We start from the raw sequence: 23,159 nt of genomic DNA, 5'->3' as shown, positions 1-23,159 counted from the left end.
CCCATGTCGACATTCCAGTTGGACTCGAAATTCAAGCCGGCGGGCGATCAGCCCGAGGCCATCCGGCAGATGGTGGAGGGCCTGGAAGCCGGCCTGTCGCACCAGACGCTGCTCGGCGTGACCGGTTCCGGCAAGACCTTCAGCATCGCCAACGTGATCGCCCAGGTGCAGCGCCCGACCATGGTGCTGGCGCCGAACAAGACGCTGGCCGCGCAGCTGTACGGGGAGTTCAAGACCTTCTTCCCGCACAACGCGGTGGAGTACTTCGTCTCCTATTACGACTACTACCAGCCGGAAGCCTACGTGCCGTCCTCCGACACCTATATCGAGAAGGACGCCTCGATCAACGACCACATCGAGCAGATGCGCCTGTCGGCGACCAAGGCCCTGCTGGAGCGCGAGGACGCGATCATCGTCTGCACCGTGTCGTCGATCTACGGCCTTGGCGATCCGGCTTCCTACCTGAAGATGGTGCTGCACCTCGATCGCGGCGACCGCATGGACCAGCGCGAGCTGCTGCGCCGCCTGACCAGCCTGCAGTACACCCGCAACGACATGGATTTCGCCCGCGCCAGCTTCCGCGTGCGCGGCGACGTGATCGACATCTTCCCGGCCGAATCCGAGATGGAAGCGATCCGCGTCGAGCTGTTCGACGACGAGGTGGAGAACATCGCCGCCTTCGATCCGCTCACCGGCGAGGTGCTGCGCAAGCTGCCGCGCTTCACCTTCTATCCGAAGAGCCACTACGTCACCCCGCGGGAAACCCTGATGAACGCGGTGGACCAGATCCGGGAAGAACTGAAGGAGCGCCTGGAGTACCTGCGCAACAACAACAAGCTGGTCGAGGCGCAGCGCCTGGAGCAGCGCACCCGCTTCGACCTGGAGATGATCCTCGAGCTGGGCTACTGCAACGGCATCGAGAACTACTCGCGCTACCTGTCCGGGCGCGCTCCGGGCGAGCCGCCTCCGACCCTCTACGACTACCTGCCGGCCAACTCGCTGCTGGTGATCGACGAATCCCACGTCAGCGTTCCGCAGGTCGGCGCCATGTACAAGGGCGACCGTTCGCGCAAGGAAACCCTGGTGGAGTACGGCTTCCGCCTGCCCTCGGCGCTGGACAACCGGCCGCTGCGCTTCGAGGAATGGGAGGCGATCAGCCCGCAGACCATCTTCGTTTCCGCGACGCCCGGCCCTTATGAAGCGCAGCACGCCGGGCGGGTGATCGAGCAGGTGGTGCGTCCCACCGGCCTGGTCGACCCGGAAATCGAGGTGCGCCCGGCGCTCACCCAGGTCGACGACCTGCTCTCGGAAATCCGCCTGCGCGTGGCCAGCGACGAACGCGTGCTGGTCACCACCCTGACCAAGCGCATGGCCGAGGATCTCACCGACTACCTGGGCGATCACGACGTGCGAGTGCGCTACCTGCACTCGGATATCGAGACGGTGGAACGGGTGGAAATCATCCGCGACCTGCGTATCGGCGCCTTCGACGTGCTGGTGGGCATCAACCTGTTGCGCGAGGGCCTGGACATGCCCGAGGTGTCGCTGGTGGCGGTGCTGGACGCGGACAAGGAAGGTTTCCTGCGTTCCGAGCGCTCGCTGATCCAGACCATCGGCCGCGCCGCGCGCAACCTGAACGGCAAGGCGATCCTCTATGCCGACAACGTCACCGGCTCGATGCAGCGGGCGATCGGCGAGACCGAACGGCGTCGCGCCAAGCAGATTGCCTTCAACGAGGCCCACGGCATCGTGCCGAAGGGCGTGAAGAAGGACATCAAGGACATCCTCGAAGGCGCCACCGTGCCCGGCGGTCGCGGCAAGCGCCGTGGCGTGGCCAAGGTGGCGGAGGAGAGCGGTCGCTACGAGGCGGAACAGCTGCGCACGCCGGCCGAGATCGGCAAACGCATCCACCAGTTGGAAGAGCGCATGTACAAGCTGGCCCGCGACCTGGAGTTCGAATCCGCCGCGGCGGTGCGCGACGAGATCCACAAGTTGCGGGAAAGGCTGGTCGAGTTCGGCTGATCCTTGCCCGTCAGTGCGCTTCCGCGGCCGCCGAAGTACCCATGCCCGGCGGCAGCGGCTTGGTCAGCAGGATGGCGAACATGCCGACCATGAGGAAGATGCCGATGACGTGGAAGGCATCGTTGTAGGCCATGATCGACGCCTGCTGGTGCACGATCTCGCTCAGCTTGCCCAGCGCCGCCTGCTGGCTGCCGAGCTGGGCGGTGAGCTGCGCCAGGCGCTCGTCCACCGCGCCGTTGCTCGGCACCACGGATTCGCGCAGGTAGTCGTAATAGACCTTGGCGCGGCTATCCAGCAGGGTCGAGAGCAGGGCGATGCCGATCGCGCCGCCGAGGTTGCGCAGGATGTTGAACAGCCCCGAGGCGGAGCCGGCGTCCTGCGGCAGGATGTAGGCGGTGGCGATCAGCGACACGGTGATCATGATCAGCGGCTGGCCCATGGCGCGGACCAGCTGTATGTGGCTGAACTGCGGCCCGGCGAAGTCCGGGTTGAGCACCCCGGAGAAGAAGCTGGCCGAGGCGAACAGGCAGAAGCCGATGGCGCAGAGGAAGCGCGGCGGCACCACCTTCATCAGCCGCGGCACCAGCGGGATCAGCAGCAACTGGGGGAAGCCCATCCACATGATCACTTCGCCGATCTGCATGGCGTTGTAGCCCTGGATCTGCGCAAGGTAGAGCGGCAGCACGAAGATCGAGCCATACAGGCCCATGCCCATGCCGACGCTGGCAATCCCGGCCAGGCCGAAGTTGCGATTGCCGAGGATGCGCAGGTTGATCAGCGGGCTGGGCCGCGACAGCTGCAGGATCACGAACAGGATCAGGCTGATGCTGGCGATGCTGCCGAGGCTGAGGATCAGGCTGGATTCCAGCCAGTCCTTGCGATGGCCTTCCTCGAGGAACACCTGCAGGCAGCCCAGGCCGACGGCCATGGTGACGATGCCGGCATAGTCGGTGCGCTTGAGCAGTTCCCAGTGCGGCGCCTTCTTCTCCAGGCCGTAGAGCAGGCCGGCGATCATCACCAGCCCCGGCGGCACGTTGATATAGAAGATGTATTCCCAGCCCCAGTTCTCGGTCAGCCAGCCGCCCAGGGTCGGGCCGATGGAGGGGGCGAAGGTGGCGGTGATGGCGAACAGCGCCATGCCCTTGGCGCGCTGGTGGTCCGGCAGCTTGAGCAGCGACAGGGTGAAGGCCAGGGGGATCAGCGCACCGCCGGTGAAGCCCTGCAGGGCGCGGAACACGATCATGCTTTCCAGGTTCCAGGCCAGCGAGCAGAGCAGCGAGGAAATCAGGAAGCCGATGGAGATCACCACCGCCAGGCGCCGCGCCGAGAGCAGCTGCACCAGCCAGGTGGTCAGCGGGATCATGATGACTTCCGCCACCAGGTAGGAAGTGGAAATCCACGAGCCTTCCTCCAGGGTGGCAGAGAGCGCGCCCTGGATGTCCTTCAGCGAGGAATTGGTGATCTGGATGTCGAGGATCGCCATGAACGCGCCGAGCATGACGCTGAGCACGGCGATCCAGTCGCGGCGGCTGGCGGACTCCGTCGGCCGGACGAGGACATCAGTGCTCACGGAACTCGACCTCGGCCTCCACCGACATGCCGGGGCGGATCAGGCCTTGCAGCGGGTTGTCGCCGGCGAAGGTGATCTTCACCGGAATGCGCTGCACCACCTTGGTGAAGTTGCCGGTGGCGTTGTCCGGCGGCAGCAGGCTGAACTGTGCGCCGGAGGCGGCGAACAGGCTTTCCACGGCGCCTTCGATGGGCTGGTCGGGGAAGGCGTCCAGCACCAGGCGCGCCTTCTGCCCCGGCCGCATGCGGCCGACCTGGGTTTCCTTGAAGTTGGCCTGGACCCAGATGCCTTCGTCCGGCACCAGCGACAGCAGTCCCTGGCCGTTCTGCACGTACTGGCCGACCCGCGCGCTGCGCTGGCCGACCAGGCCGCTTACCGGTGCTCGGATTTCCGTGCGGGCCAGGTTGATCTCGGCCTGGGCGACCTCGGTGCGGGCGCTGGCGATCTGTGCTTCCAGGCGCTGGATGTCGGCGCCCAGGGTGTCGCGCTGGACCTGCTGGGCGCGCAGGTCGGCCTCGGCCTTGGCCACCTGGGAGCGGGCGACGCGGGAGTCGGCGGTGAGGGTGGTGACGCGCTCTTCGGAGACGTAGCCGGGCTTGCGTAGGGCCTGGGCGCGGTTCAGGTCGATCTGGGCGCGGCCGAAGGTGGCCTGGCTGGCATTCAGATCGGCTGCGCTGGCGGCGATCGTGCTCGCCTGGCCTTTCAGCTTGCTGCGCGCCTGGGCCAGTTCTGCCTCGCGGGTGGCAAGGCTCGCCTTGGCGCGGTCCAGGGCGAGCTGGAAATCGCTGGCTTCCAGGCGGACCAGCAACTGGCCCTTCTCCACATGCTGGTTGTCATGCACCAGCACCTCCTCGATGCGTGCGCCGAGCTGGCTGGCGATACGGGTGATTTCGCCCTGCACGTAGGCGTTGTCGGTGGTCTCGACGAAGCGGCCGATGAAATACCAGCGGCCGAGCAGGGTGGCGGCTACCAGGCACAGCAGCACGAGGAAAATGGAAAGGCGACGCTTGAGTTGTGTGGGCATGGGAAAACGAGCGTTTGGTTGAGCAAATTCTTGCCAATCTACCAGTGTTCCTCAGTGGCCCCTAGCCGCTACACTTCGGAAACTTTGTTGCATACAGGGAACAATGATGGGGCTGGATGATGCGCTGATCTTCACCCGGGTCGTGGAATGCCACAGCTTTACCCAGGCCGCGCAAAGTATGGGCATGCAGAAATCGACGGTGAGCCGGCGCATCGCCCTGCTGGAGGAGCGCCTGGGGGTGCGCCTGCTCAATCGCACCACGCGCAAGCTGCGCCTGACCGAAGTGGGGCAGGCGTACTACGACCGCTGCCGGCAGATCATGCTCGACTTCGCCGAGGCCGAGCAGGCGGTGATGCAGTTGCAGCAGGCGCCGTCCGGCCAGTTGCGCATCACTTCGCCGATCGAGTTCGGGCAGGTCTACCTGGCCGGGGTGCTCGGCGATTTCATGCGCCTGTATCCGCAGATCAGCGCGGAAGTGGAGCTGACCTCGCGGATCGTCGATCCGCTGGAGGAGGGCGTGGACATCGCCATCATGGTCGGCCAGCCGGAGGATTCCACCCTGATCGCCCGCCGGCTGCTGATCAGCAAGCGCTGCCTGTGCGCCAGTCCCGAATACATCCGCCTGCATGGCCGGCCGGAACGGCCGGGGGACCTGGAGCGGCATCGCGGCGTGCTGCTGCAGCAGGATTCCCAGCGCTACTGGCCGCTGGCGGATGAGCAGGTGCCCTGCCAGCGGGTGCTGTCCTGCAACAACGTGACCTTCGCCCGCGAGGCGGTGCTGGCGGGGGCGGGAATCGCCGCGCTGCCCGAGCTGATCGTCGACGCCTGGGTCGAGGCGGGGCGGCTGGTACGGCTGTTGCCGGAGGTGCAGCTGCCGGCCGGGGAAATCTATGCGGTCTATCCTTCGAGGCGTTTCCAGGCGATGAAAGTGAAGGCCTTCCTCGACTTCCTCATCGGTTGCCTGCCGGTGACGGAAGGCCAGTGGCTGGAGCCGGGGGCGGCCCGCCTGATAACATCGCGCCCATGAGCGCGGTCATCGGCCGCGCTGTTTCTTTCGCTTTGCACGAGAGCCTTCATGACCACCGTTCGCACCCGTATCGCGCCGTCTCCCACCGGCGACCCGCACGTCGGCACCGCCTACATCGCGCTGTTCAACCTCTGCTTCGCCCGCCAGCACGGCGGCCAGTTCATCCTGCGCATCGAGGACACCGACCAACTGCGCTCCACCCGCGAGTCCGAACAGCAGATCTTCGACGCCCTGCGCTGGCTCGGCATCGAATGGGACGAAGGCCCGGACGTCGGCGGCCCGCATGGCCCGTATCGGCAGAGCGAGCGCGGCGCCATCTATAAGAAGTACTCCGACGAACTGGTCGAGAAGGGCCACGCCTTCCCCTGCTTCTGCACCCCGGAGCGCCTGGATGCGGTGCGCGCCGAACAGCAGGCGCGCAAGGAAACCCCCCGCTACGACGGCCTGTGCATGCACCTGTCGAAGGAAGAGGCGGCCAGCCGCATCGCTGCGGGCGAATCCCATGTCGTGCGCATGAAGGTGCCGACCGAGGGCGTCTGCGTGGTGCCGGACATGCTGCGCGGCGACGTCGAGATCCCGTGGGATCGCATGGACATGCAGGTGCTGATGAAGGCCGACGGCCTGCCGACCTACTTCCTCGCCAACGTGGTGGACGACCACCTGATGGGCATCACCCACGTCCTGCGCGGCGAGGAGTGGCTACCGTCGGCGCCGAAGCTGATCAAGCTCTACGAGTACTTCGGCTGGGAGCAGCCGGTGCTGTGCTACATGCCGCTGCTGCGCAATCCGGACAAGAGCAAGCTGTCCAAGCGCAAGAACCCCACCTCCATCACCTTTTACGAGCGCATGGGCTACCTGCCGCAGGCGCTGCTGAACTATCTCGGCCGCATGGGCTGGTCGATGCCCGATGAGCGCGAGAAGTTCACCCTCGCCGAGATGATCGAGAACTTCGACCTGTCGCGGGTTTCCCTCGGTGGGCCGATCTTCGACCTGGAGAAGCTGTCCTGGCTGAACGGGCAGTGGATCCGCGAACTGGCGGTGGAAGACTTCGCCCGGGAAGTGCAGAAGTGGGCGCTGAATCCCGAATACCTGATGAAGATCGCCCCGCACGTGCAGGGCAGGGTGGAGAACTTCAGCCAGATCGCGCCGCTCGCCGGTTTCTTCTTCAGCGGTGGAGTGCAGCTGGACGCCAGCCTGTTCGAGCACAAGAAGCTCGACGCCACCCAGGTGCGCCAGGTCCTGCAGCTGCTGCTATGGAAGCTGGAGGCGCTGCGCCAGTGGGAAAAAGAGAAGATTACTGGCTGCATCCAGGCGGTGGCCGAGCACCTGGGCCTCAAGCTGCGTGACGTGATGCCGCTGATGTTCCCGGCCATCACCGGCCAGGCCAGTTCGGTGTCGGTGCTGGACGCCATGGAGATCCTCGGCGCTGACCTGTCGCGCTATCGCCTGCGCCAGGCCCTGGAGCTGCTCGGCGGCGCGTCGAAGAAGGAAGCCAAGGAGTGGGAGAAGATTCGCGACGCCATTCCCGGCTGAGCCGATTTCCCCAGCCAGACGATAAACGGCCCGCCCTGTGCGGGCCGTTTTCATGATGGGGCGGGGTAAGTGGTTGTTCTTGCGGAAAATTTTTTGGGCTTTAAGAAAAAATAATGTTGACAGGGTGCCTGCCCGATCATAAGATGCCGCCCGTCCTAACCGACGGGGCTATAGCTCAGCTGGGAGAGCGCTTGCATGGCATGCAAGAGGTCGACGGTTCGATCCCGTCTAGCTCCACCAAATTCCCAGTAATCTCTGGTGATTTTCCAGGAAATTGCCAGGGCTGAAAATCGAAGGTTTTGCGTCCCCTTCGTCTAGTGGCCTAGGACACCGCCCTTTCACGGCGGTAACAGGGGTTCGAGTCCCCTAGGGGACGCCACTATTCCAGCGACGATGTTCATGCATCGTCAGCCAGAGTTGTTCTGGGGCTATAGCTCAGCTGGGAGAGCGCTTGCATGGCATGCAAGAGGTCGACGGTTCGATCCCGTCTAGCTCCACCAAATTGCCAGAATCCACGTTCGTGGATTTCTTCGAAGGTTCCGTCCCCTTCGTCTAGTGGCCTAGGACACCGCCCTTTCACGGCGGTAACAGGGGTTCGAGTCCCCTAGGGGACGCCAATTTTCCCGCTCTGCGGGGCCTATAGGGCCACTCGTTCTTCGAGTGGCCCTTTTGTTTTTCCGCTCCCCGAAAATCCTCCGACCAATGGTCGCACTCAGCGCTTGCCGATTTTTATTATGAGAATAATATTTCTATCATAATATTTTTGGCAGGAAGGCAACCGTGAGCGACAGGAAAACCATGAGCGACAAGAAGGCCCAGACCCGTGAACGCATCCTCGATGCCGCATCCTCGGCACTGCTCAAGCACGGGCCCGTCGAGCCCAGCGTTGGCGAGGTGATGGGCGCGGCGGGGCTGACCGTCGGTGGTTTCTATGCCCACTTCGAGAGCAAGGACGCCCTCATGCTGGAGGCCTTCCGGCAATTGCTCTGTACACGCCGGGCGCTGCTGAAGAACCTCGATCCGGCCTTGTCCTCCGCCGAGCGGCGGGCGCTGGTCGCTGCGTTCTACCTGTCGCGCAAGCACCGCGACAGCGAGGACGAAGGTTGCCCGATTCCCAGTTCCCTGGCCGAGGTGGCGAACCTGCCGGAAGGCTTCCGCCAGGCCCTGGTCGAGCACATGGAGCTGATGACTGCGGAGTTGGCGGGGCGTCCCGAAGAGGCGGATGCCGTGCTGGCCGATATGGCTCTGATGGTGGGTGGACTGGCTCTTGCCCGGGCGCTTGGCCCGGGCGACCTGTCCGACCGTGTCCTGCGTGCCGCGAAGAAGGCGGTGATCTGAGGAGGTGCTGGCATGAGCAGCTTGGCCTGGGTTCGGGGAATCAATGGCGTCGTGGGGCGTATCGCTCCGGAATGGGTCGCCGGGCGGATGCACAGGATGTTCGTGACGCCCCAGGAATATCCGCCGCGTGACTGGGAGCTGCCGTTGCTGGCCAGTGCCGAGCGGGTCACCCTGCGTTTCGGCCTGTCGGCCTTGCGCTGGGGTTCCGGCCCCGCGGTGCTGCTGATGCACGGCTGGGAAGGGCGGCCGACGCAGTTCGCCGCGCTGATCGAGAAACTGGTCGGCGCCGGCTATTCGGTGGTGTCGCTGGACGGCCCGGCCCACGGCCGTTCTCCCGGCGAGGAAGCCAACGTGGTGCTGTTCGCCCGCGCGCTGCTGGAGGCCGCCGACGAACTGCCGCCGCTGCGCGCCGTGATCGGCCATTCCATGGGCGGCTCCAGCGCTCTGCTGGCGACCCAGCTCGGTCTGCGTACCGAGGCGCTGGTGACGGTCGCCTCGCCGAGCAGGGTGATTTCCGTGCTGCGCCGCTTCGCCCGCTTCGTCGGACTGCCGCCGGCAGCTCGCTCGCGTTTCATTCGCCGGGTCGAGCGGGATGTCGGCATGGCGGCCGCGCAGATCGACGTGGCGCACTATCAGCTGGATATGCCCGGGCTGGTGGTCCACGCCGAGGATGACCGGGTGGTGCCGGTGGAGGACTCCGGCGAAATCCACGCCGCCTGGGACGACAGCCGCCTGCTGCGCCTGCCGAAAGGCGGCCACCACGCCGTGCTCGCCGAGCCGGCGCTGGCCGATGCGGTGCTGGAACTGCTGGAGCGCGTGGAAGAGCGCTCGGCCCGGCTGGCGCTGGCTTGCTGACAACCCTCGGAAAAACACATCTCAGGCCGTGACGTCCGGCGCCTGCCCTGTAAACTGGGCAGCCTGCAACCGTCACCGATTCACTCGCCGAATGAATCGTCCGGCCGGCGGACCCGGCCGGAAGCCTGGAGTACTACGCATGAGTTGGGATTTGCCCGATCCGTTCGTGATCGATATCGAGGTCAAGGCCGAAGACATCGACGGCCTCGGCCACGCCAACAACGCCGTCTACGTGAGCTGGCTGGAGCGCTGCGCATGGCGCCACTCGCAGCGCCTGGGGCTCGACCTGGCCGAGTACCGCCGCCTGGACCGCGCCATGGCCGTGGTTCGCCATGAGGTCGACTATCTCCTCGCCGCCTACGAGGGCGAGGAATTGCAGATGGGCACCTGGATCGTCGAATCCGACCAGCGCCTGCGGATGAAGCGGCATTTCCAGCTGGTCCGCCCGAGCGATGCCGCGACCCTGCTGCGCGCGCAGACCACCTTCGTCTGCATCGAACTCTCCAGCGGCAAGCCGAAGCGCATGCCGGCGGAGTTCGTCGAAGGTTACGGCCGGGCGCTGTTGCCGGCTCCGGTCGAGGCGCTCTGATCTCCGTCGCCTGGCGCTTTGCTCCGGGCGACGCTTTTCCTACAATCCGCGGCCTTCACAGTTTCGAGGTCCGGCTTCCGTGCAAATCGCCCTGGCTCCCATGGAGGGGCTGGTAGACGACATTCTTCGCGATGTGCTGACCCGTGTCGGCGGCATCGACTGGTGCGTTACCGAATTCATCCGCATCAACGACCGGCTGTTGCCGCCGTCGGCCTTCCTCCAGCTCGCGCCCGAGCTGGAGCGGGGAAGCCGTACCTGTGCGGGGACGCCGATGCGCGTGCAACTGCTCGGTTCCGATCCGCAGTGCCTGGCGGAAAACGCCGCGCTCGCCTGCGAACTGGGCGCGCCGGTGATCGACCTGAATTTCGGCTGCCCGGCCAAGACGGTGAACCGCTCCCGCGGCGGCGCCGTGCTGCTCAAGGAGCCGGAGCTGATGCACCGGATCGTCGAGACGGTGCGCCGTGCCGTGCCGCAGGCGATCCCGCTGAGCGCCAAGATGCGCCTGGGCTACGACAGTCCGGACGGCTCCCTGGATTGCGCCCGCGCCCTGGCCGATGGTGGGGCGGCGCACGTGGTGGTGCACGCGCGGACCAAGGTCGACGGCTACAAGCCGCCGGCGCACTGGGAATGGGTGGCGCGGGTCGCCGAGGCGGTGCCGGTGCCGGTGTTCGCCAATGGCGAGGTCTGGACCCTGGCCGATTACCTGCGCTGCCGGGAGATCAGCGGGGTGGAGGACATCATGCTCGGCCGCGGCCTGGTGTCCCGCCCGGACCTGGCCCGGCAGATCGCCGCCTGGCGCGACGGTCGCGAGGTCGCGGAAATGCCCTGGACCGAAGTCCGCCTGCTGCTCGACGATTTCTGGCGCCAGGCCCGGCGCAAGCTGGCGCCGCGCTATGCCCCGGGGCGGCTGAAGCAGTGGCTGGGCATGCTCACCCGCAGCTATCCGGAAGCGCTCGAACTGTTCGCCGTGGCCCGCCGCGAGAGCGATTGCGAGCGGCTGGACCGGTTGCTGCTGGGGGAGGCGCTCGGGGAGCTGGCGGCCTGATTGGGTAGGGTCGCGGGTATGGCCCGCTCCTACGGCGGGGCGGGTCTCACCCACCTTGCACAACTCGTCGGCGACACGGACCGTAGGGTGGATCAGCTCTATCGATCCACCATTCCCACGTGCCGGGGCTGGAATGGTGGATGGAAAAGCGCCATCCACCCTGCGCATTCCTGGGGGCGACTCGCTACGCGATTACCGCCCGCCGCTCACATCGATGAAGGTCCCGCTGCTGTAGCTGGACTCGTCCGAGGCGAGGAACAGGATCGCCCGCGCCACTTCTTCCGGTTCGCCGCCGCGCCCCAGCGGAATCGCCGACTTCAGCCGTTCGACCCGGCCCGGTTCGCCGCCGCTGGCGTGGATCTCGGTGTCGATCAGCCCCGGCCGCACCGCATTGACGCGGATGCCCTCGGCGGCCACTTCCTTCGACAGGCCGATGGTCATGCTGTCGATGGCGCCTTTCGCCGCCGCGTAGTCGACGTACTCGTTGGGCGAGCCCAGGCGCGAGGCCATGGAGGAGACGTTGACGATGCTGCCGCCCTTGCCGCCGTGGCGGATCGACATGCGCTTCACCGCCTCGCGGGCGCAGAGGAAGCTGCCGGTGACGTTGATCGCGAAGACCCGCTGCAGGCGCGCGGCATCCATGTTCTCCAGGCGCATCTGCTGTTCCAGAATGCCGGCGTTGTTGACCAGCACGTCGAGCCGGCCGAGGGACTGGTCCAGTTCGCGGAACATGCGCAGCACATCTTCTTCGCTGGAAACGTCCGCGCCGATCGCCACGGCACGTCCGCCGGCGGCCTCGATCCGTTGCGCCAGGGCCTCGGCGGCTTCGCGCTGGCGGTGGTAGTTGATGCCCACCGCATAGCCGCGTTCGGCGGCGAGCAGCGCGGTGGCGGCACCGATGCCCCGGCTGGCGCCGGTGATCAGCATGACTTTCATGAAGGGATTCCTCCTCGACGAACGGCAGTCTTGAAAAGCGTTTCGTAGTCCTTATCTGTAAGTGCGTGGGAATGCCGAAGTCGGGTCCCACACCGGAGTCCTGCGCACAGGCTCCAGAAACCTTGCTGATTATTCAGGAGATTCGCCATGAGCAACGCTTTTTCTCTCGCCCCTCTGTTCCGTCAATCCGTTGGTTTCGACCGTTTCAACGATCTCTTCGAGTCTGCCCTGCGCAACGAGGCCGGCAGCTCCTATCCGCCCTACAACGTCGAGAAGCATGGTGACGATCACTATCGCATCGTCATCGCCGTCGCCGGCCTGCGGGAGGAGGATCTGGAACTGCAGGTCGAACGTGGCGTGCTGACCGTCAGTGGTGGTCGGCGCGAGAAGTCTTCCGACAACGTCACCTACCTGCACCAGGGCATCGCCCAGCGCGGCTTCAAGCTGTCGTTCCGCCTCGCCGACCATATCGAGGTCAGGGGCGCATCGCTGGACAGCGGCCTGCTGAACGTCGACCTGGAGCGTATCGTTCCGGAAGAAGCCAAGCCCAAGCGGATCGCCATCAACGGCCAGCGCCCGGCGCTGGAAGGCTGACAAGCCACTGCCAAGACAAGGGCGCCTGCGGGCGCCCTTGTCGTTTCCCTGCTCAGGAATTTCTTGTAGGAGCCAGCTTGCTGGCGATCCAGGATTTCAGCCGGCAATGAGGTGCCGGCTGACTCGAATGATCGCCAGCAAGCTGGCTCCTACAGGTTCGGCGTTGCTTAGTAGACCAGCGGTTCCATTCCCACCGCCTGCGCATCGAGCAGCGCCATGAAGGCCCGCGCGGCGTTCGACATGGTGCGCTCGGTATGCATGATGTAGCCGAGCTGGCGGCTGAGCTGGATGTCCTGCAGCGGCAGGCGCACCACCTGGTCGTCGAGCATGGTGCGCGGCAGCACGCTCCAGGCGAGACCGATGGAAACCATCATCTTGATGGTCTCCATGTAGTTGGTGCTCATGCCGATGTTCGGCGTCAGGCCCTCGGCCTCGAACATGCGGCGGACGATGTGGTGGGTGAAGGTGTTGCCGCCGGGGAAGACCGCCGGGTGCTTGGCCACGTCGGCAAGGAACACCGGTCCCTGGCGGGACAGCGGATGTTCCGGCGCGGCGACGAAGTCCAGCGTGTCGTCCCACACCGGCACCGCGCGCACCGGCTCGGCGGTTTCCGGAGCCAGGGTGATCACCGCCAGTTCGGCGCGGCCGTGCAGGATCTCTTCATAAGCCACTTCCGAGTCGAGGAACTGGATGTCCAGCGCCACCTGCGGATGCGCGCGGGTGAAGGCGCGCAGCAGCGGCGGCAGGCGATGCAGGCCGATGTGGTGGCTGGTGGCGAGCACCAGCCGGCCGCTGATCTCGCCACTGAGGTTGGCCAGGGCGCGGCGGGTGTCGTCCAGCACATTGAGGATCTGGTAGGCCCGTGGCAGCAGGGCGCGGCCGGCCTCGGTCAGGCTCACCTCGCGGCCGACCCGGTCGAACAGACGCACGCCCAGCTGGCTTTCCAGCGCCGCGATACGCTTGCTCACCGCCGGCTGGGTCAGGTGCAGGCGCTCTCCGGCTTCGGAAAAGCTGCCGGACTCGGCGATGGCGAGGAAGGTGTTGAGGCTGGTCAGATCCATGTCAGGGCTCCAGGCAGCGAACGTCGGTAAAAATGGAGGTTTCGCGGTGGCCCAAACTTATAACTCACTGCATTCCTCATGGGAATGCTTTGAATAAAAAATATGAATTTGAGTTATTCGGTGCGAGGCCATAGCATCATCCCCACAAGCCCTACGGGCATAGAAAGACGCTGATGAGGAATTCTCTGATGGCCGGCAAGACGCTGTACGACAAACTCTGGGAAATGCATGAGGTCAAGCGCCGTGACGATGGTTCGTCGCTGATCTACATCGACCGCCACATCCTCCACGAAGTGACCTCGCCGCAGGCCTTCGAAGGCCTGCGCCTGGCCGGGCGCAAGCCGTGGCGCATCGATGCCAACATCGCCACCCCGGACCACAACGTGCCGACCACCCAGGCCGAGCGCAAGGGTGGCTTGGAAGCCATCGCCGACGAAGTCTCGCGCATCCAGGTCAAGACCCTGGACGAGAACTGCGATGACTTCGGCATCCTCGAATTCAAGATGAACGACGTGCGCCAGGGCATCGTCCACGTGGTCGGCCCGGAGCAGGGCGCGACCCTGCCGGGCATGACCGTGGTCTGCGGCGACTCGCACACCTCCACCCACGGCGCCTTCGGCGCGCTGGCCCACGGCATCGGCACCTCCGAGGTCGAGCACGTGCTGGCGACCCAGTGCCTGGTGGCGAAGAAGATGAAGAACATGCAGGTCCGCGTGGAAGGCACCCTGCCGTTCGGCGTCACCGCCAAGGACATCGTCCTCGCCGTGATCGGCAAGATCGGCACCGCGGGCGGCAACGGCCACGCGCTGGAGTTCGCCGGCAGCGCCATCCGCGACCTGTCCATGGAAGGCCGCATGACCATCTGCAACATGTCCATCGAAGCCGGTGCCCGCGTCGGCATGGTGGCGTGCGACGAGAAGACCATCGCCTACGTCGAAGGCCGCCCGTTCGCGCCGAAGGGCGCCGACTGGGACAAGGCAGTGGCTGCCTGGAAAGACCTGGTTTCCGATGCCGATGCGCATTTCGACACCATCGTCGAGCTGCGTGCCGAAGACATCAAGCCGCAGGTCAGCTGGGGCACCTCGCCGGAAATGGTCCTGGCCGTCGACCAGAACGTGCCGGACCCGGCCGTCGAAGCCGACCCGGTCAAGCGCGACTCCATCGTCCGCGCCCTGAAGTACATGGGCCTGAAGGCCAACCAGGCGATCACCGATATCCAGCTGGATCGCGTGTTCATCGGCTCCTGCACCAACTCGCGCATCGAAGACCTGCGCGCCGCAGCCGCTGTGGCCAAGGGGCGCAAGGTCGCTTCCAGCGTGAAACAGGCGCTGGTCGTGCCGGGCTCGGGGCTGGTGAAGGCGCAGGCCGAGCAGGAAGGCCTGGACAAGATCTTCATCGAGGCCGGTTTCGAATGGCGTGAACCGGGCTGCTCCATGTGCCTGGCGATGAACCCGGACCGCCTGGAGAGCGGCGAGCATTGCGCGTCCACCTCCAACCGCAACTTCGAAGGCCGCCAGGGCGCCGGCGGGCGCACCCACCTGGTCAGCCCGGCGATGGCTGCCGCGGCCGCCGTTACCGGTCGATTCATCGACGTACGCGAATTGATGCAGGCCTGAGGAGACCGACCATGAAAGCCTTTACCCAACACACCGGTCTCGTCGCGCCGCTGGATCGTGCCAACGTCGATACCGACCAGATCATCCCCAAGCAATTCCTCAAGTCGATCAAGCGCACCGGCTTCGGCCCGAACCTGTTCGACGAGTGGCGCTATCTGGACGTCGGCCAGCCGAACCAGAACAACTCGAAGCGTCCGGTGAACCAGGACTTCGTCCTGAACTTCCCGCGTTACCAGGGCGCCAGCGTGCTGCTGGCCCGCGAGAACTTCGGCTGCGGTTCGTCCCGCGAGCACGCGCCGTGGGCGCTGGACGAGTACGGTTTCCGCACCGTGATCGCGCCGAGCTTCGCCGACATCTTCTTCAACAACAGCTTCAAGAACGGCCTGCTGCCGATCATCCTGAAGGACGATGAAGTCGACGAACTGTTCCAGCAGTGCGAAGCCACCGAGGGTTACCAACTGACCGTCGACCTCGCCGCGCAGACCGTGACCCGTCCGGACGGCAAGCAGTACAGCTTCGAAGTGGACGCGTTCCGCAAGCACTGCCTGCTCAATGGCCTGGACGACATCGGCCTGACCCTGCAGGACGCCGACGCCATCCGTGACTTCGAGGCCGGCTACAGGCAGCGCCAGCCCTGGCTGTTCCGCGACGCCTGATATTTCGGACCCCGTGCATTTCACAAGGAACTCACCATGACCGACGTTCGCCACGAGCAGGTAGTCCAGCGCCAGTTCGGCGCCCAGGCTGCCGCCTACCTGAGCAGTGCCGTGCACGCCCAGGGCGAGGAATTCGCCCAGCTGCGCGAGCGCCTGTCGGGCACGACCGCTGCGAAGGTGCTGGACCTGGGCTGTGGTGCCGGTCATGTGAGCTTCAATGTGGCGCCGCTGGCGGGAGAGGTGGTGGCCTACGACCTGTCCGCCGAAATGCTCGACGTGGTGGCTGCGGCCACCGCCGAGCGCGGTCTGGACAATATCCGCACCGAGCGTGGCGCCGCTGAGCAGCTTCCGTTCGCCGATGGCGAGTTCGATTTCGTCTTCAGTCGCTATTCCGCGCACCACTGGCGCGATGTCGGCCAGGCGCTGCGGGAAGTCCGCCGGGTGCTCAAGCCGGGCGGCGTGGCGGCGTTCATCGACGTGGCCGCGCCGGGTCTGCCGCTGCTGGATACCTATCTGCAGACGGTCGAGGTGCTGCGCGACACCAGCCATGTGCGCGATTATTCGCCCTCGGAGTGGACGCGCCTGCTCGGCGAGGCGGGGCTGGCGGTCACCGCCTGCCAGCGCCAGCGCCTGCGCCTGGAGTTCCAGTCCTGGGTCGAGCGCATGCGCACGCCGCAGGTGATGCGCGACGCCATTCGCGCCCTGCAGGTTTCCGTGGGCGAGGAAGTCCGCGAGTATTTCGAGATTGCCGACGACGGCTCCTTCAGCACCGATGTGCTGGTGATCTGGGCCACAAACTAGCGGCTGCAAGCGACAGGCTGCAGGCGACAAGCAAGAGCCGGCAGCCTTTAACCTTTTCCGAAGGAAAAATTGATGAGCAAACAGATTCTGGTTCTCCCCGGCGACGGTATCGGTCCGGAAATCATGGCCGAAGCGGTCAAGGTGCTGGAGCTGGCCAACGACAAGTTCGGCCTCGGCTTCGAGCTGACCCACGACGTGATCGGTGGCGCGGCCATCGACAAGCACGGCGTGCCGCTGGCCGACGAGACCTTGGAGCGTGCGCGCCAGGCCGACGCCGTGCTGCTCGGCGCCGTGGGCGGGCCGAAGTGGGACAAGCTGGAACGTGACATCCGTCCGGAGCGCGGCCTGCTGAAGATCCGTTCGCAGCTGGGCCTGTTCGGCAACCTGCGTCCGGCCATCCTCTACCCGCAACTGGCCGGCGCCTCCAGCCTGAAGCCGGAAATCGTCGCCGGCCTGGACATCCTCATCGTCCGCGAGCTGACCGGCGGCATCTACTTCGGCCAGCCCCGCGAGCAGCGCGTGCTGGAGAACGGCGAGCGCCAGGCTTACGACACCCTGCCGTACAGCGAGAGCGAAATCCGCCGCATCGTCCGCGTCGGCTTCGACATGGCCCGCGTGCGCGGCAAGAAGCTGTGCTCGGTGGACAAGGCCAACGTCCTCGCTTCCAGCCAGCTGTGGCGCGAAGTGGCCGAGGAAGTCGGCAAGGACTACCCGGACGTCGAGCTGAGCCACATGTACGTCGACAACGCCGCCATGCAACTGGTGCGTGCGCCCAAGCAGTTCGACGTGATGGTGACCGACAACATGTTCGGTGACATTCTGTCGGATGAGGCTTCCATGCTCACCGGTTCCATCGGCATGCTGCCTTCTGCATCCCTGGATTCGAACAACAAGGGCATGTACGAACCGTGCCATGGTTCGGCTCCGGACATCGCGGGCCAGGGCATCGCCAACCCGCTGGCGACCATCCTTTCCGTATCGATGATGCTGCGCTACAGCTTCAACCAGGGCGCCGCCGCCGATGCCATCGAGAAAGCGGTCAGCCAGGTGCTGGACCAGGGGCTGCGCACCGGAGACATCTGGTCGGAAGGCAGCAGGAAAGTCGGTACCCGCGAGATGGGCGATGCTGTAGTCGCCGCGCTGCGGAATCTGTAATCTCTCCGGTTCGCCCGCCCCTGGCATCCGAAAGAACGGGCAGGGGCGGCGGTCCACTACTTATTCGAAGGTGTAGTAGCGATGAAGCGTGTAGGTCTGATCGGTTGGCGTGGAATGGTGGGCTCCGTACTCATGCAGCGTATGCTGGAAGAGCGGGACTTCGACCTGATCGAGCCGGTGTTCTTCACCACTTCCAACGTCGGCGGCGAAGGCCCGGCGGTTGGCAAGGAAACGGCCCCGCTGAAAGACGCCTACAGCATCGACGAGCTGAAGACCCTGGACGTGATCCTGACCTGCCAGGGCGGCGACTACACCAACGAAGTCTTCCCCAGGCTGCGTGAAGCCGGCTGGCAGGGCTACTGGATCGACGCCGCTTCCAGCCTGCGCATGCAGGACGACGCGGTGATCGTCCTCGACCCGGTGAACCGCAAGGTCATCGACCAGTCGCTGGATGCCGGCGCGAAGAACTACATCGGCGGCAACTGCACCGTCAGCCTGATGCTGATGGCGCTGGGCGGCCTGTTCGAAGCCGGTCTGGTCGAGTGGATGAGCGCCATGACCTACCAGGCCGCTTCCGGCGCCGGCGCGCAGAACATGCGCGAGCTGATCAAGCAGATGGGTGCCATCAATGCCTCCGTGGCCGATGACCTGGCCAATCCGTCCAGTGCCATCCTCGACATCGACCGCAAGGTCGCCGAGGCCATCCGCAGCGAAGCCATGCCGTCCGAGCATTTCGGCGTGCCGCTGGCCGGCAGCCTGATCCCGTGGATCGACAAGGAACTGCCGAACGGCCAGAGCCGCGAAGAGTGGAAAGGCCAGGCGGAAACCAACAAGATCCTCGGCCGCTTCAAGAGCCCGATCCCGGTCGATGGAATCTGCGTGCGCATCGGCGCCATGCGCTGCCACAGCCAGGCGCTGACCATCAAGCTGAACAAGGACGTGCCGCTGACCGACATCGAAGGTCTGATCAGCCAGCACAACCCCTGGGTCAAGCTGATCCCGAACCAGCGCGACATCAGCATGCGCGAACTGACTCCGGCTGCCGTGACCGGCACCCTGAGTGTACCGGTCGGCCGTCTGCGCAAGCTGAACATGGGCTCGCAGTACCTCGGCGCCTTCACCGTCGGCGACCAGTTGCTGTGGGGCGCGGCGGAACCGCTGCGGCGCATGCTGCGCATCCTGCTGGAGCGCTGATCCGCTCTTCTCCAAGACGCCGGCCTTCGCGCCGGCGTCTTTGTTTCTGCTTCGCGGCGGTACATCGGCAGGGCGGTCAATTGCCTGCGGGAAGGGCGCGCAGTAAAGTGCCAAGTCGTTTTCCGATTACACGAGATCCGCATGTCTGAAGCTGTCGACATCGCCGTGGTGGGCGCCACCGGCATTCTTGGCGAAGCCCTGCTCGAACTGCTCGAAGAGCGCGAATTCCCCATCGCCGACCTCCATCTGCTGGGCAGCGGCGAATCCACCGGCAAGTCGTTGCCGTTTCGAGGACGCAGCCTGCGTGTCCGCGACCTCTCCGGGTTCGATTTTTCCAGCGTCAGGCTGGCCTTCTTCGCCACTGCCGAAAGCGTCGTCCGGGAACATGCCGTGCGCGCGCAGGCGGCGGGCTGCAGCGTCATCGACCTGAGCGGGGCATTCCCGGGCGATGAGGCGCGGCTGGTGCAGATGGCGGTCGATCCGGCCGTTGCGGATATCGACCAGCCCGCGATGTTCGCCATTCCTTGCGCCCCGGCCGCCGAAGTGGCCGAGGTGCTGGCTGCGCTGCGATCCCTGGTAGCGGTGGAGCGGATCACCGTCACCGCCTGCCTGTCGGCATCCGCACTCGGCCGCGAAGGTGTGCAGGAGCTTGCGCGGCAGACCGCCGAACTGCTCAATGCGCGCCCCGTCGAGCCGCGTCTGCTCGACCGGCAGTACGCCTTCAATGTGCTGGGGCAGGTGGGCGCGGTCGACGCGCAGGGGCATGCGCAGATCGAGCGGCGCCTGGTGCGCGAACTGGAACGCCTGCTGCCGGAGCTGCAGCAGCGGGTGAGCGCCAGTTGCGTGCTGGCGCCGGTATTCTTCGGCGATGCGCTGAGCCTCAACTTGCGCGCGTCCGCGCCGATATCCCTGGAAGCGGTGCGCGCCGCGCTGGAATCGGCGCCGGGCATAGAACTGCTGGAAGATGACTATCCCACCGTGGTCGGCGACGCGATCGGGCAGGATGTTCTCTATGTCGGCCGTGTTCGCCACGGGATCGACGATCCATGCGAACTCAATTTGTGGATTGCTTCTGATAACGTGCGAAAAGGTGTCGTGTCGAATGCCGTGGCCTTGGCCGAATCATTGATAAAACACTATTCGTAAAAGATACTTATCGACGATTTGGAGAAGCATTCTAGCTTGACGACGCTGGCTTGGCCGGGGGCTGAAAAGGGGAGGATATTTCCGCATGGGCGGCAGATATCGTGTGTTTCAGCTTTCCGAATCTCATCTCGCGAACCCAGAAAAAGCTATTAGAACTAGGGATTAAACTATGGTCCGGCTTCGTAAACTGGTGCAGGCGATCGCGGCTGCTTCGGCACTGACCACTGGCATGGCGCACGCGCTGGGGTTGGGAGACATCCACCTGAATTCGGCGCTCAACCAGCCGCTGGATGCCGAGATCGACCTGCTGGAAGTGCGCGACCTTTCTTCGGGCGAGGTGGTTTCCAAGCTCGCTTCTCCCGAGGAGTTCAACAGGGCTGGCGTCGACCGCCAGTACTTCCTGACCGGCCTGCGCTTCACGCCGGTGATCAAGCCGAATGGCCGCAGCGTCATTCGCGTCACCTCCGATCGGCCCGTGCAGGAACCCTACCTGAATTTCCTGGTGGAGGTGCTCTGGCCCAGCGGGCGCCTGCTCCGCGAATACACCGTGCTGCTCGACCCGCCGCTCTATTCCCCGCAGGTTGCCGCTGCGGTGCCGCGCGCTCCGGTCGCAATGCCTGCGCCAGCTCCGGCTCCGCGTCCGGCTGCGGTAGCGCCGCGCCCCGCGCCGCCTGTCCCGAGCAGTGCGCCCAGCCAGTCGCAACCAGCCCTGGCCGGCGGCCAGTACCGCGTGGGACCGCGCGACACGCTGTGGGAGATCGCTTCCCGCGCCCGTCCGGACGGCCGCGTGACCGTGCACCAGACCATGCTGGCCATCCAGGACCTCAATCCCGATGCCTTCCTCGGCGGCAACATCAACCGCCTGAAGAGCGGCCAGGTGCTGCGCCTGCCGGACGAGCAGCAGGTCAGGACCCGTTCGCAGAACCAGGCGCTGGCCCAGGTGGCGGAACAGAATGCCGCATGGCGCGAAGGCCGCAACCTGCCGGTTGGCGGTGCGCGCCAGCTCGATGCGACGCAGCGCGCCAGCGCTGGCGCGGCGCCGGCCGAGACTCAGGTTCAGGACAGCCTGCGCCTGGTTTCCGGCGAGCCCGGCAACGCCAAGCAGGGCGGCGCCGAAAAGGGCAGCCAGCGCGGCAAGGCGATAGCCGACGAACTGGCGATCACCCAGGAAAGCCTCGATACCACCCGTCGCGAGAATGACGAACTGCAGGACCGCATGAAGGACCTGCAGAGCCAGTTGGACAAATTGCAGAAGCTCATCCAACTGAAGGACGCCCAACTGGCGAAGCTCCAGGCGGACCTGGGCGAGGGCGGCCAGGCTCCGGCATCTTCCGCTGATGCGCCTGCGCAAGCGGAGCCGGCCCAGGCGGCAGCGCAAGCGCCCGCCGGAGAAGCATCCGTGCCGGGCGCGCCCGAGTCGGCAGCGGCTCCGGCTGCCGAGGCGCCCGCCGCGCAACCGGCTGCCGGCGCACAGGAACCGGCCAAGGCCCCGGCAGCCGAAACACCGGCTGCCAAACCCGCCCCGGCCGCAACCGAGCCGACGGAAAACGGTCTGCTGGACGAGATTCTCGCCAATCCGGTCTGGCTGGGCGCTATCGCCGGCAGCACCCTGCTGGTGCTGCTCGTCCTGCTGATGGTGCTGTCGCGGCGTAATGCGGCGAAACAGTCGGAGCAGGCGCAGGAACGCGCGGCGACGAGCGAGCCGGCGCAGGATGACGACCTCAACCTGGGCAACGGCAATCTGGAAGGCTGGGAGGTTTCCGCTGCCAGCGAGCAGCCGGCAGCCGCGCAGCCTGTAGCGGCGGAGCGCGCCAGCCAGACCACCGATGCCCTTGGCGAGGCAGACATCTACATCGCCTACGGCCGCTTCAACCAGGCTGCGGAACTATTGCAGGGAGCGATCTACGACGAACCGGAGCGTACCGACCTGCGCCTCAAGCTGATGGAGGTCTATGCCGAGATCGGCGACCGCGAAGGCTTTGCCCGGCAGGAAAACGACCTGCGCGAAATGGGCGGTGTCGATTCCGAGGTCGAGCAACTGAAGTCCCGCTATCCGGGCATGGCCACTCTGGCCGCCGTCGGTGGCGGCCTGGCCGCGGCTGCAGCCGTCGCGGCGAGCAGCGATGACCTGGACAGCTTCAGCCTGGATGATCTGCAACTGGACGAGGCCGAACTTGTCGAGCCTGTCATCCAGCCGCCGGCAGCCGATACCGGTCTGGACGATGCCTTCAATCTGGCGCTGGACGATCTGGAGTTCGACCAGCCGGAGTCGGACAAGCCGGTGGCTGCGGAAAGCGATAGCCTGGGTCTTGAAGAATTCGACCTGGGCGCCGACTTCGAGACCGAAAAGGAGCTGCCGAAGACCGACGAGGAGTTCTCCTTCGATCTGGAGCTGCCAGCCGATGTGTCCTCCAGGCCGGAGCCGCTGGTTGCCGGCGACGATCTGGACGAGTTCTCCCTGGACCTGGGCAGCGAAACCGCCAGCACCGATGCCGCTACCGCTGGCAGCGAAGATGACTTCCTCCTCGATCTGGGCGACGATGCGGCGACATTGCTGGCCTCCGACGAGGCGTTCGTCTTCGGTCCCGAGGCGGAGGCCGCCATCCCGTCGGCGGACGAACTGCCCGAGGACTTCGATCTTTCGCTGGCGGGCGACATCGAGCCGGCGGCGGAGCGCGACAGTTTCGCAGCGCAGCTGGATGAGCTGGGCGTGGACCTGAGTGAGCCGGCGGAAGGTCTCGATGCGCCGCAGGCTGAGTTCTCCGCAGGGGAGGGGGCGCAGGCGGAGTCGTCGCTGGAAGACGAAGACGATGATTTCGACTTCCTCTCCGGCGCCGATGAGGCGGCCACCAAGCTGGACCTGGCGCGTGCCTACATCGACATGGGCGATGCGGAAGGGGCGCGGGACATCCTCGACGAAGTCATCGCCGAAGGTAACGACGATCAGCAGCAGGAAGCTCGTGAACTGCTCGGGCGTATCGCCTGAGCCGGAAGGCT

The 23,159-nt window shown here is 65.6% G+C and carries 19 protein-coding genes and 4 tRNA genes; 19 read left to right on the top strand and 4 right to left on the bottom strand.

Annotated elements, in window-relative coordinates:
* The first annotated feature begins 3 nt into the window (after positions 1 to 3).
* Complete coding sequence (uvrB, locus tag BLR75_RS14975; RefSeq protein ID WP_084311408.1) at positions 4 to 2,022, top strand: excinuclease ABC subunit UvrB; 2,019 nt, start codon at positions 4 to 6, stop codon at positions 2,020 to 2,022.
* 10 nt (positions 2,023 to 2,032) lie between these two features.
* On the opposite strand, the gene BLR75_RS14970 is transcribed toward uvrB, so the two are convergent.
* Together BLR75_RS14970 and BLR75_RS14965 are read right to left on the bottom strand one after the other, a co-directional pair.
* Entirely contained in the window at positions 2,033 to 3,592 is a 1,560-nt protein-coding gene (locus BLR75_RS14970; RefSeq protein ID WP_084311407.1) for a DHA2 family efflux MFS transporter permease subunit, read from the bottom strand.
* Positions 3,582 to 4,616, bottom strand: a complete 1,035-nt coding sequence (locus BLR75_RS14965; protein ID WP_084311406.1) for an HlyD family secretion protein — start codon at positions 4,614 to 4,616, stop codon at positions 3,582 to 3,584. Before BLR75_RS14965 ends, BLR75_RS14970 begins: the two co-directional genes overlap by 11 nt.
* Positions 4,617 to 4,722: 106 nt before the next feature.
* Here BLR75_RS14965 and BLR75_RS14960 point away from each other — a divergent pair, with 106 nt between their 5' ends.
* The 10 genes from BLR75_RS14960 to BLR75_RS14915 all read left to right on the top strand — a co-directional run bounded on the left by BLR75_RS14960 (position 4,723) and on the right by BLR75_RS14915 (position 11,003).
* Positions 4,723 to 5,643, top strand: a complete 921-nt coding sequence (locus BLR75_RS14960; protein ID WP_084311405.1) for a LysR family transcriptional regulator — start codon at positions 4,723 to 4,725, stop codon at positions 5,641 to 5,643.
* A gap of 48 nt (positions 5,644 to 5,691) precedes the next feature.
* Positions 5,692 to 7,176 (top strand): glutamate--tRNA ligase, encoded by a 1,485-nt coding sequence (gltX, locus tag BLR75_RS14955; protein WP_084311404.1) that lies wholly within the window; start codon positions 5,692 to 5,694, stop codon positions 7,174 to 7,176.
* Positions 7,177 to 7,340: 164 nt separating this feature from the next.
* Positions 7,341 to 7,416: transfer RNA gene (locus BLR75_RS14950), tRNA-Ala, on the top strand.
* A gap of 63 nt (positions 7,417 to 7,479) precedes the next feature.
* A tRNA-Glu gene (locus BLR75_RS14945) sits at positions 7,480 to 7,555 on the top strand.
* 45 nt (positions 7,556 to 7,600) lie between these two features.
* Positions 7,601 to 7,676 (top strand) — tRNA-Ala (locus BLR75_RS14940).
* Between the two features lie 41 nt (positions 7,677 to 7,717).
* Positions 7,718 to 7,793 (top strand) — tRNA-Glu (locus BLR75_RS14935).
* A gap of 181 nt (positions 7,794 to 7,974) precedes the next feature.
* Positions 7,975 to 8,514, top strand: coding sequence for a TetR/AcrR family transcriptional regulator (locus tag BLR75_RS14930; RefSeq protein WP_084311403.1), 540 nt, complete (start codon positions 7,975 to 7,977; stop codon positions 8,512 to 8,514).
* A 12-nt stretch (positions 8,515 to 8,526) separates the two neighbouring features.
* Positions 8,527 to 9,369 (top strand): alpha/beta fold hydrolase, encoded by an 843-nt coding sequence (locus BLR75_RS14925; protein ID WP_084311402.1) that lies wholly within the window; start codon positions 8,527 to 8,529, stop codon positions 9,367 to 9,369.
* A gap of 139 nt (positions 9,370 to 9,508) precedes the next feature.
* Positions 9,509 to 9,958, top strand: coding sequence for an acyl-CoA thioesterase (locus BLR75_RS14920; protein ID WP_084311401.1), 450 nt, complete (start codon positions 9,509 to 9,511; stop codon positions 9,956 to 9,958).
* A gap of 79 nt (positions 9,959 to 10,037) precedes the next feature.
* The gene (locus tag BLR75_RS14915; protein ID WP_084311400.1) at positions 10,038 to 11,003 is read left to right on the top strand and encodes a tRNA dihydrouridine synthase; all 966 of its coding nucleotides are present in this window, start codon (positions 10,038 to 10,040) and stop codon (positions 11,001 to 11,003) included.
* Between the two features lie 192 nt (positions 11,004 to 11,195).
* On the opposite strand, the gene BLR75_RS14910 is transcribed toward BLR75_RS14915, so the two are convergent.
* Complete coding sequence (locus BLR75_RS14910; protein WP_084311399.1) at positions 11,196 to 11,939, bottom strand: SDR family oxidoreductase; 744 nt, start codon at positions 11,937 to 11,939, stop codon at positions 11,196 to 11,198.
* A 147-nt stretch (positions 11,940 to 12,086) separates the two neighbouring features.
* On the opposite strand from BLR75_RS14910, the gene BLR75_RS14905 reads away from it, so the two are divergent.
* Positions 12,087 to 12,533, top strand: a complete 447-nt coding sequence (locus BLR75_RS14905) for an Hsp20 family protein (protein ID WP_084311398.1) — start codon at positions 12,087 to 12,089, stop codon at positions 12,531 to 12,533.
* Between the two features lie 167 nt (positions 12,534 to 12,700).
* On the opposite strand, the gene BLR75_RS14900 is transcribed toward BLR75_RS14905, so the two are convergent.
* Positions 12,701 to 13,594, bottom strand: coding sequence for a LysR family transcriptional regulator (locus tag BLR75_RS14900; protein ID WP_084311397.1), 894 nt, complete (start codon positions 13,592 to 13,594; stop codon positions 12,701 to 12,703).
* Between the two features lie 188 nt (positions 13,595 to 13,782).
* Here BLR75_RS14900 and leuC point away from each other — a divergent pair, with 188 nt between their 5' ends.
* The 7 genes from leuC (at position 13,783) to BLR75_RS14865 (ending at position 23,148) form a co-directional block, all read left to right on the top strand.
* Positions 13,783 to 15,210 (top strand): 3-isopropylmalate dehydratase large subunit, encoded by a 1,428-nt coding sequence (gene leuC, locus BLR75_RS14895; RefSeq protein WP_084311396.1) that lies wholly within the window; start codon positions 13,783 to 13,785, stop codon positions 15,208 to 15,210.
* Positions 15,211 to 15,221: 11 nt separating this feature from the next.
* Complete coding sequence (leuD, locus tag BLR75_RS14890) at positions 15,222 to 15,866, top strand: 3-isopropylmalate dehydratase small subunit (protein ID WP_084311395.1); 645 nt, start codon at positions 15,222 to 15,224, stop codon at positions 15,864 to 15,866.
* A 36-nt stretch (positions 15,867 to 15,902) separates the two neighbouring features.
* Entirely contained in the window at positions 15,903 to 16,667 is a 765-nt protein-coding gene (locus BLR75_RS14885; RefSeq protein ID WP_084311394.1) for a class I SAM-dependent methyltransferase, read from the top strand.
* Between the two features lie 72 nt (positions 16,668 to 16,739).
* Positions 16,740 to 17,822 (top strand): 3-isopropylmalate dehydrogenase, encoded by a 1,083-nt coding sequence (gene leuB / locus BLR75_RS14880; RefSeq protein ID WP_084311393.1) that lies wholly within the window; start codon positions 16,740 to 16,742, stop codon positions 17,820 to 17,822.
* An 81-nt stretch (positions 17,823 to 17,903) separates the two neighbouring features.
* The gene (gene asd / locus BLR75_RS14875) at positions 17,904 to 19,016 is read left to right on the top strand and encodes an aspartate-semialdehyde dehydrogenase (protein ID WP_084311392.1); all 1,113 of its coding nucleotides are present in this window, start codon (positions 17,904 to 17,906) and stop codon (positions 19,014 to 19,016) included.
* A gap of 141 nt (positions 19,017 to 19,157) precedes the next feature.
* Positions 19,158 to 20,162, top strand: coding sequence for an aspartate-semialdehyde dehydrogenase (locus BLR75_RS14870; RefSeq protein ID WP_084311391.1), 1,005 nt, complete (start codon positions 19,158 to 19,160; stop codon positions 20,160 to 20,162).
* Between the two features lie 169 nt (positions 20,163 to 20,331).
* A complete protein-coding gene (locus BLR75_RS14865) occupies positions 20,332 to 23,148 on the top strand; it encodes a motility hub landmark protein FimV (protein ID WP_084311390.1) in 2,817 nt (938 codons plus the stop codon).
* Positions 23,149 to 23,159 lie beyond the last annotated feature (11 nt).

Source organism: Pseudomonas jinjuensis (assembly GCF_900103845.1).
In the GTDB taxonomy this organism is placed as follows: domain Bacteria; phylum Pseudomonadota; class Gammaproteobacteria; order Pseudomonadales; family Pseudomonadaceae; genus Pseudomonas; species Pseudomonas jinjuensis.
This window is presented reverse-complemented; position numbering and strand designations above follow the sequence as displayed.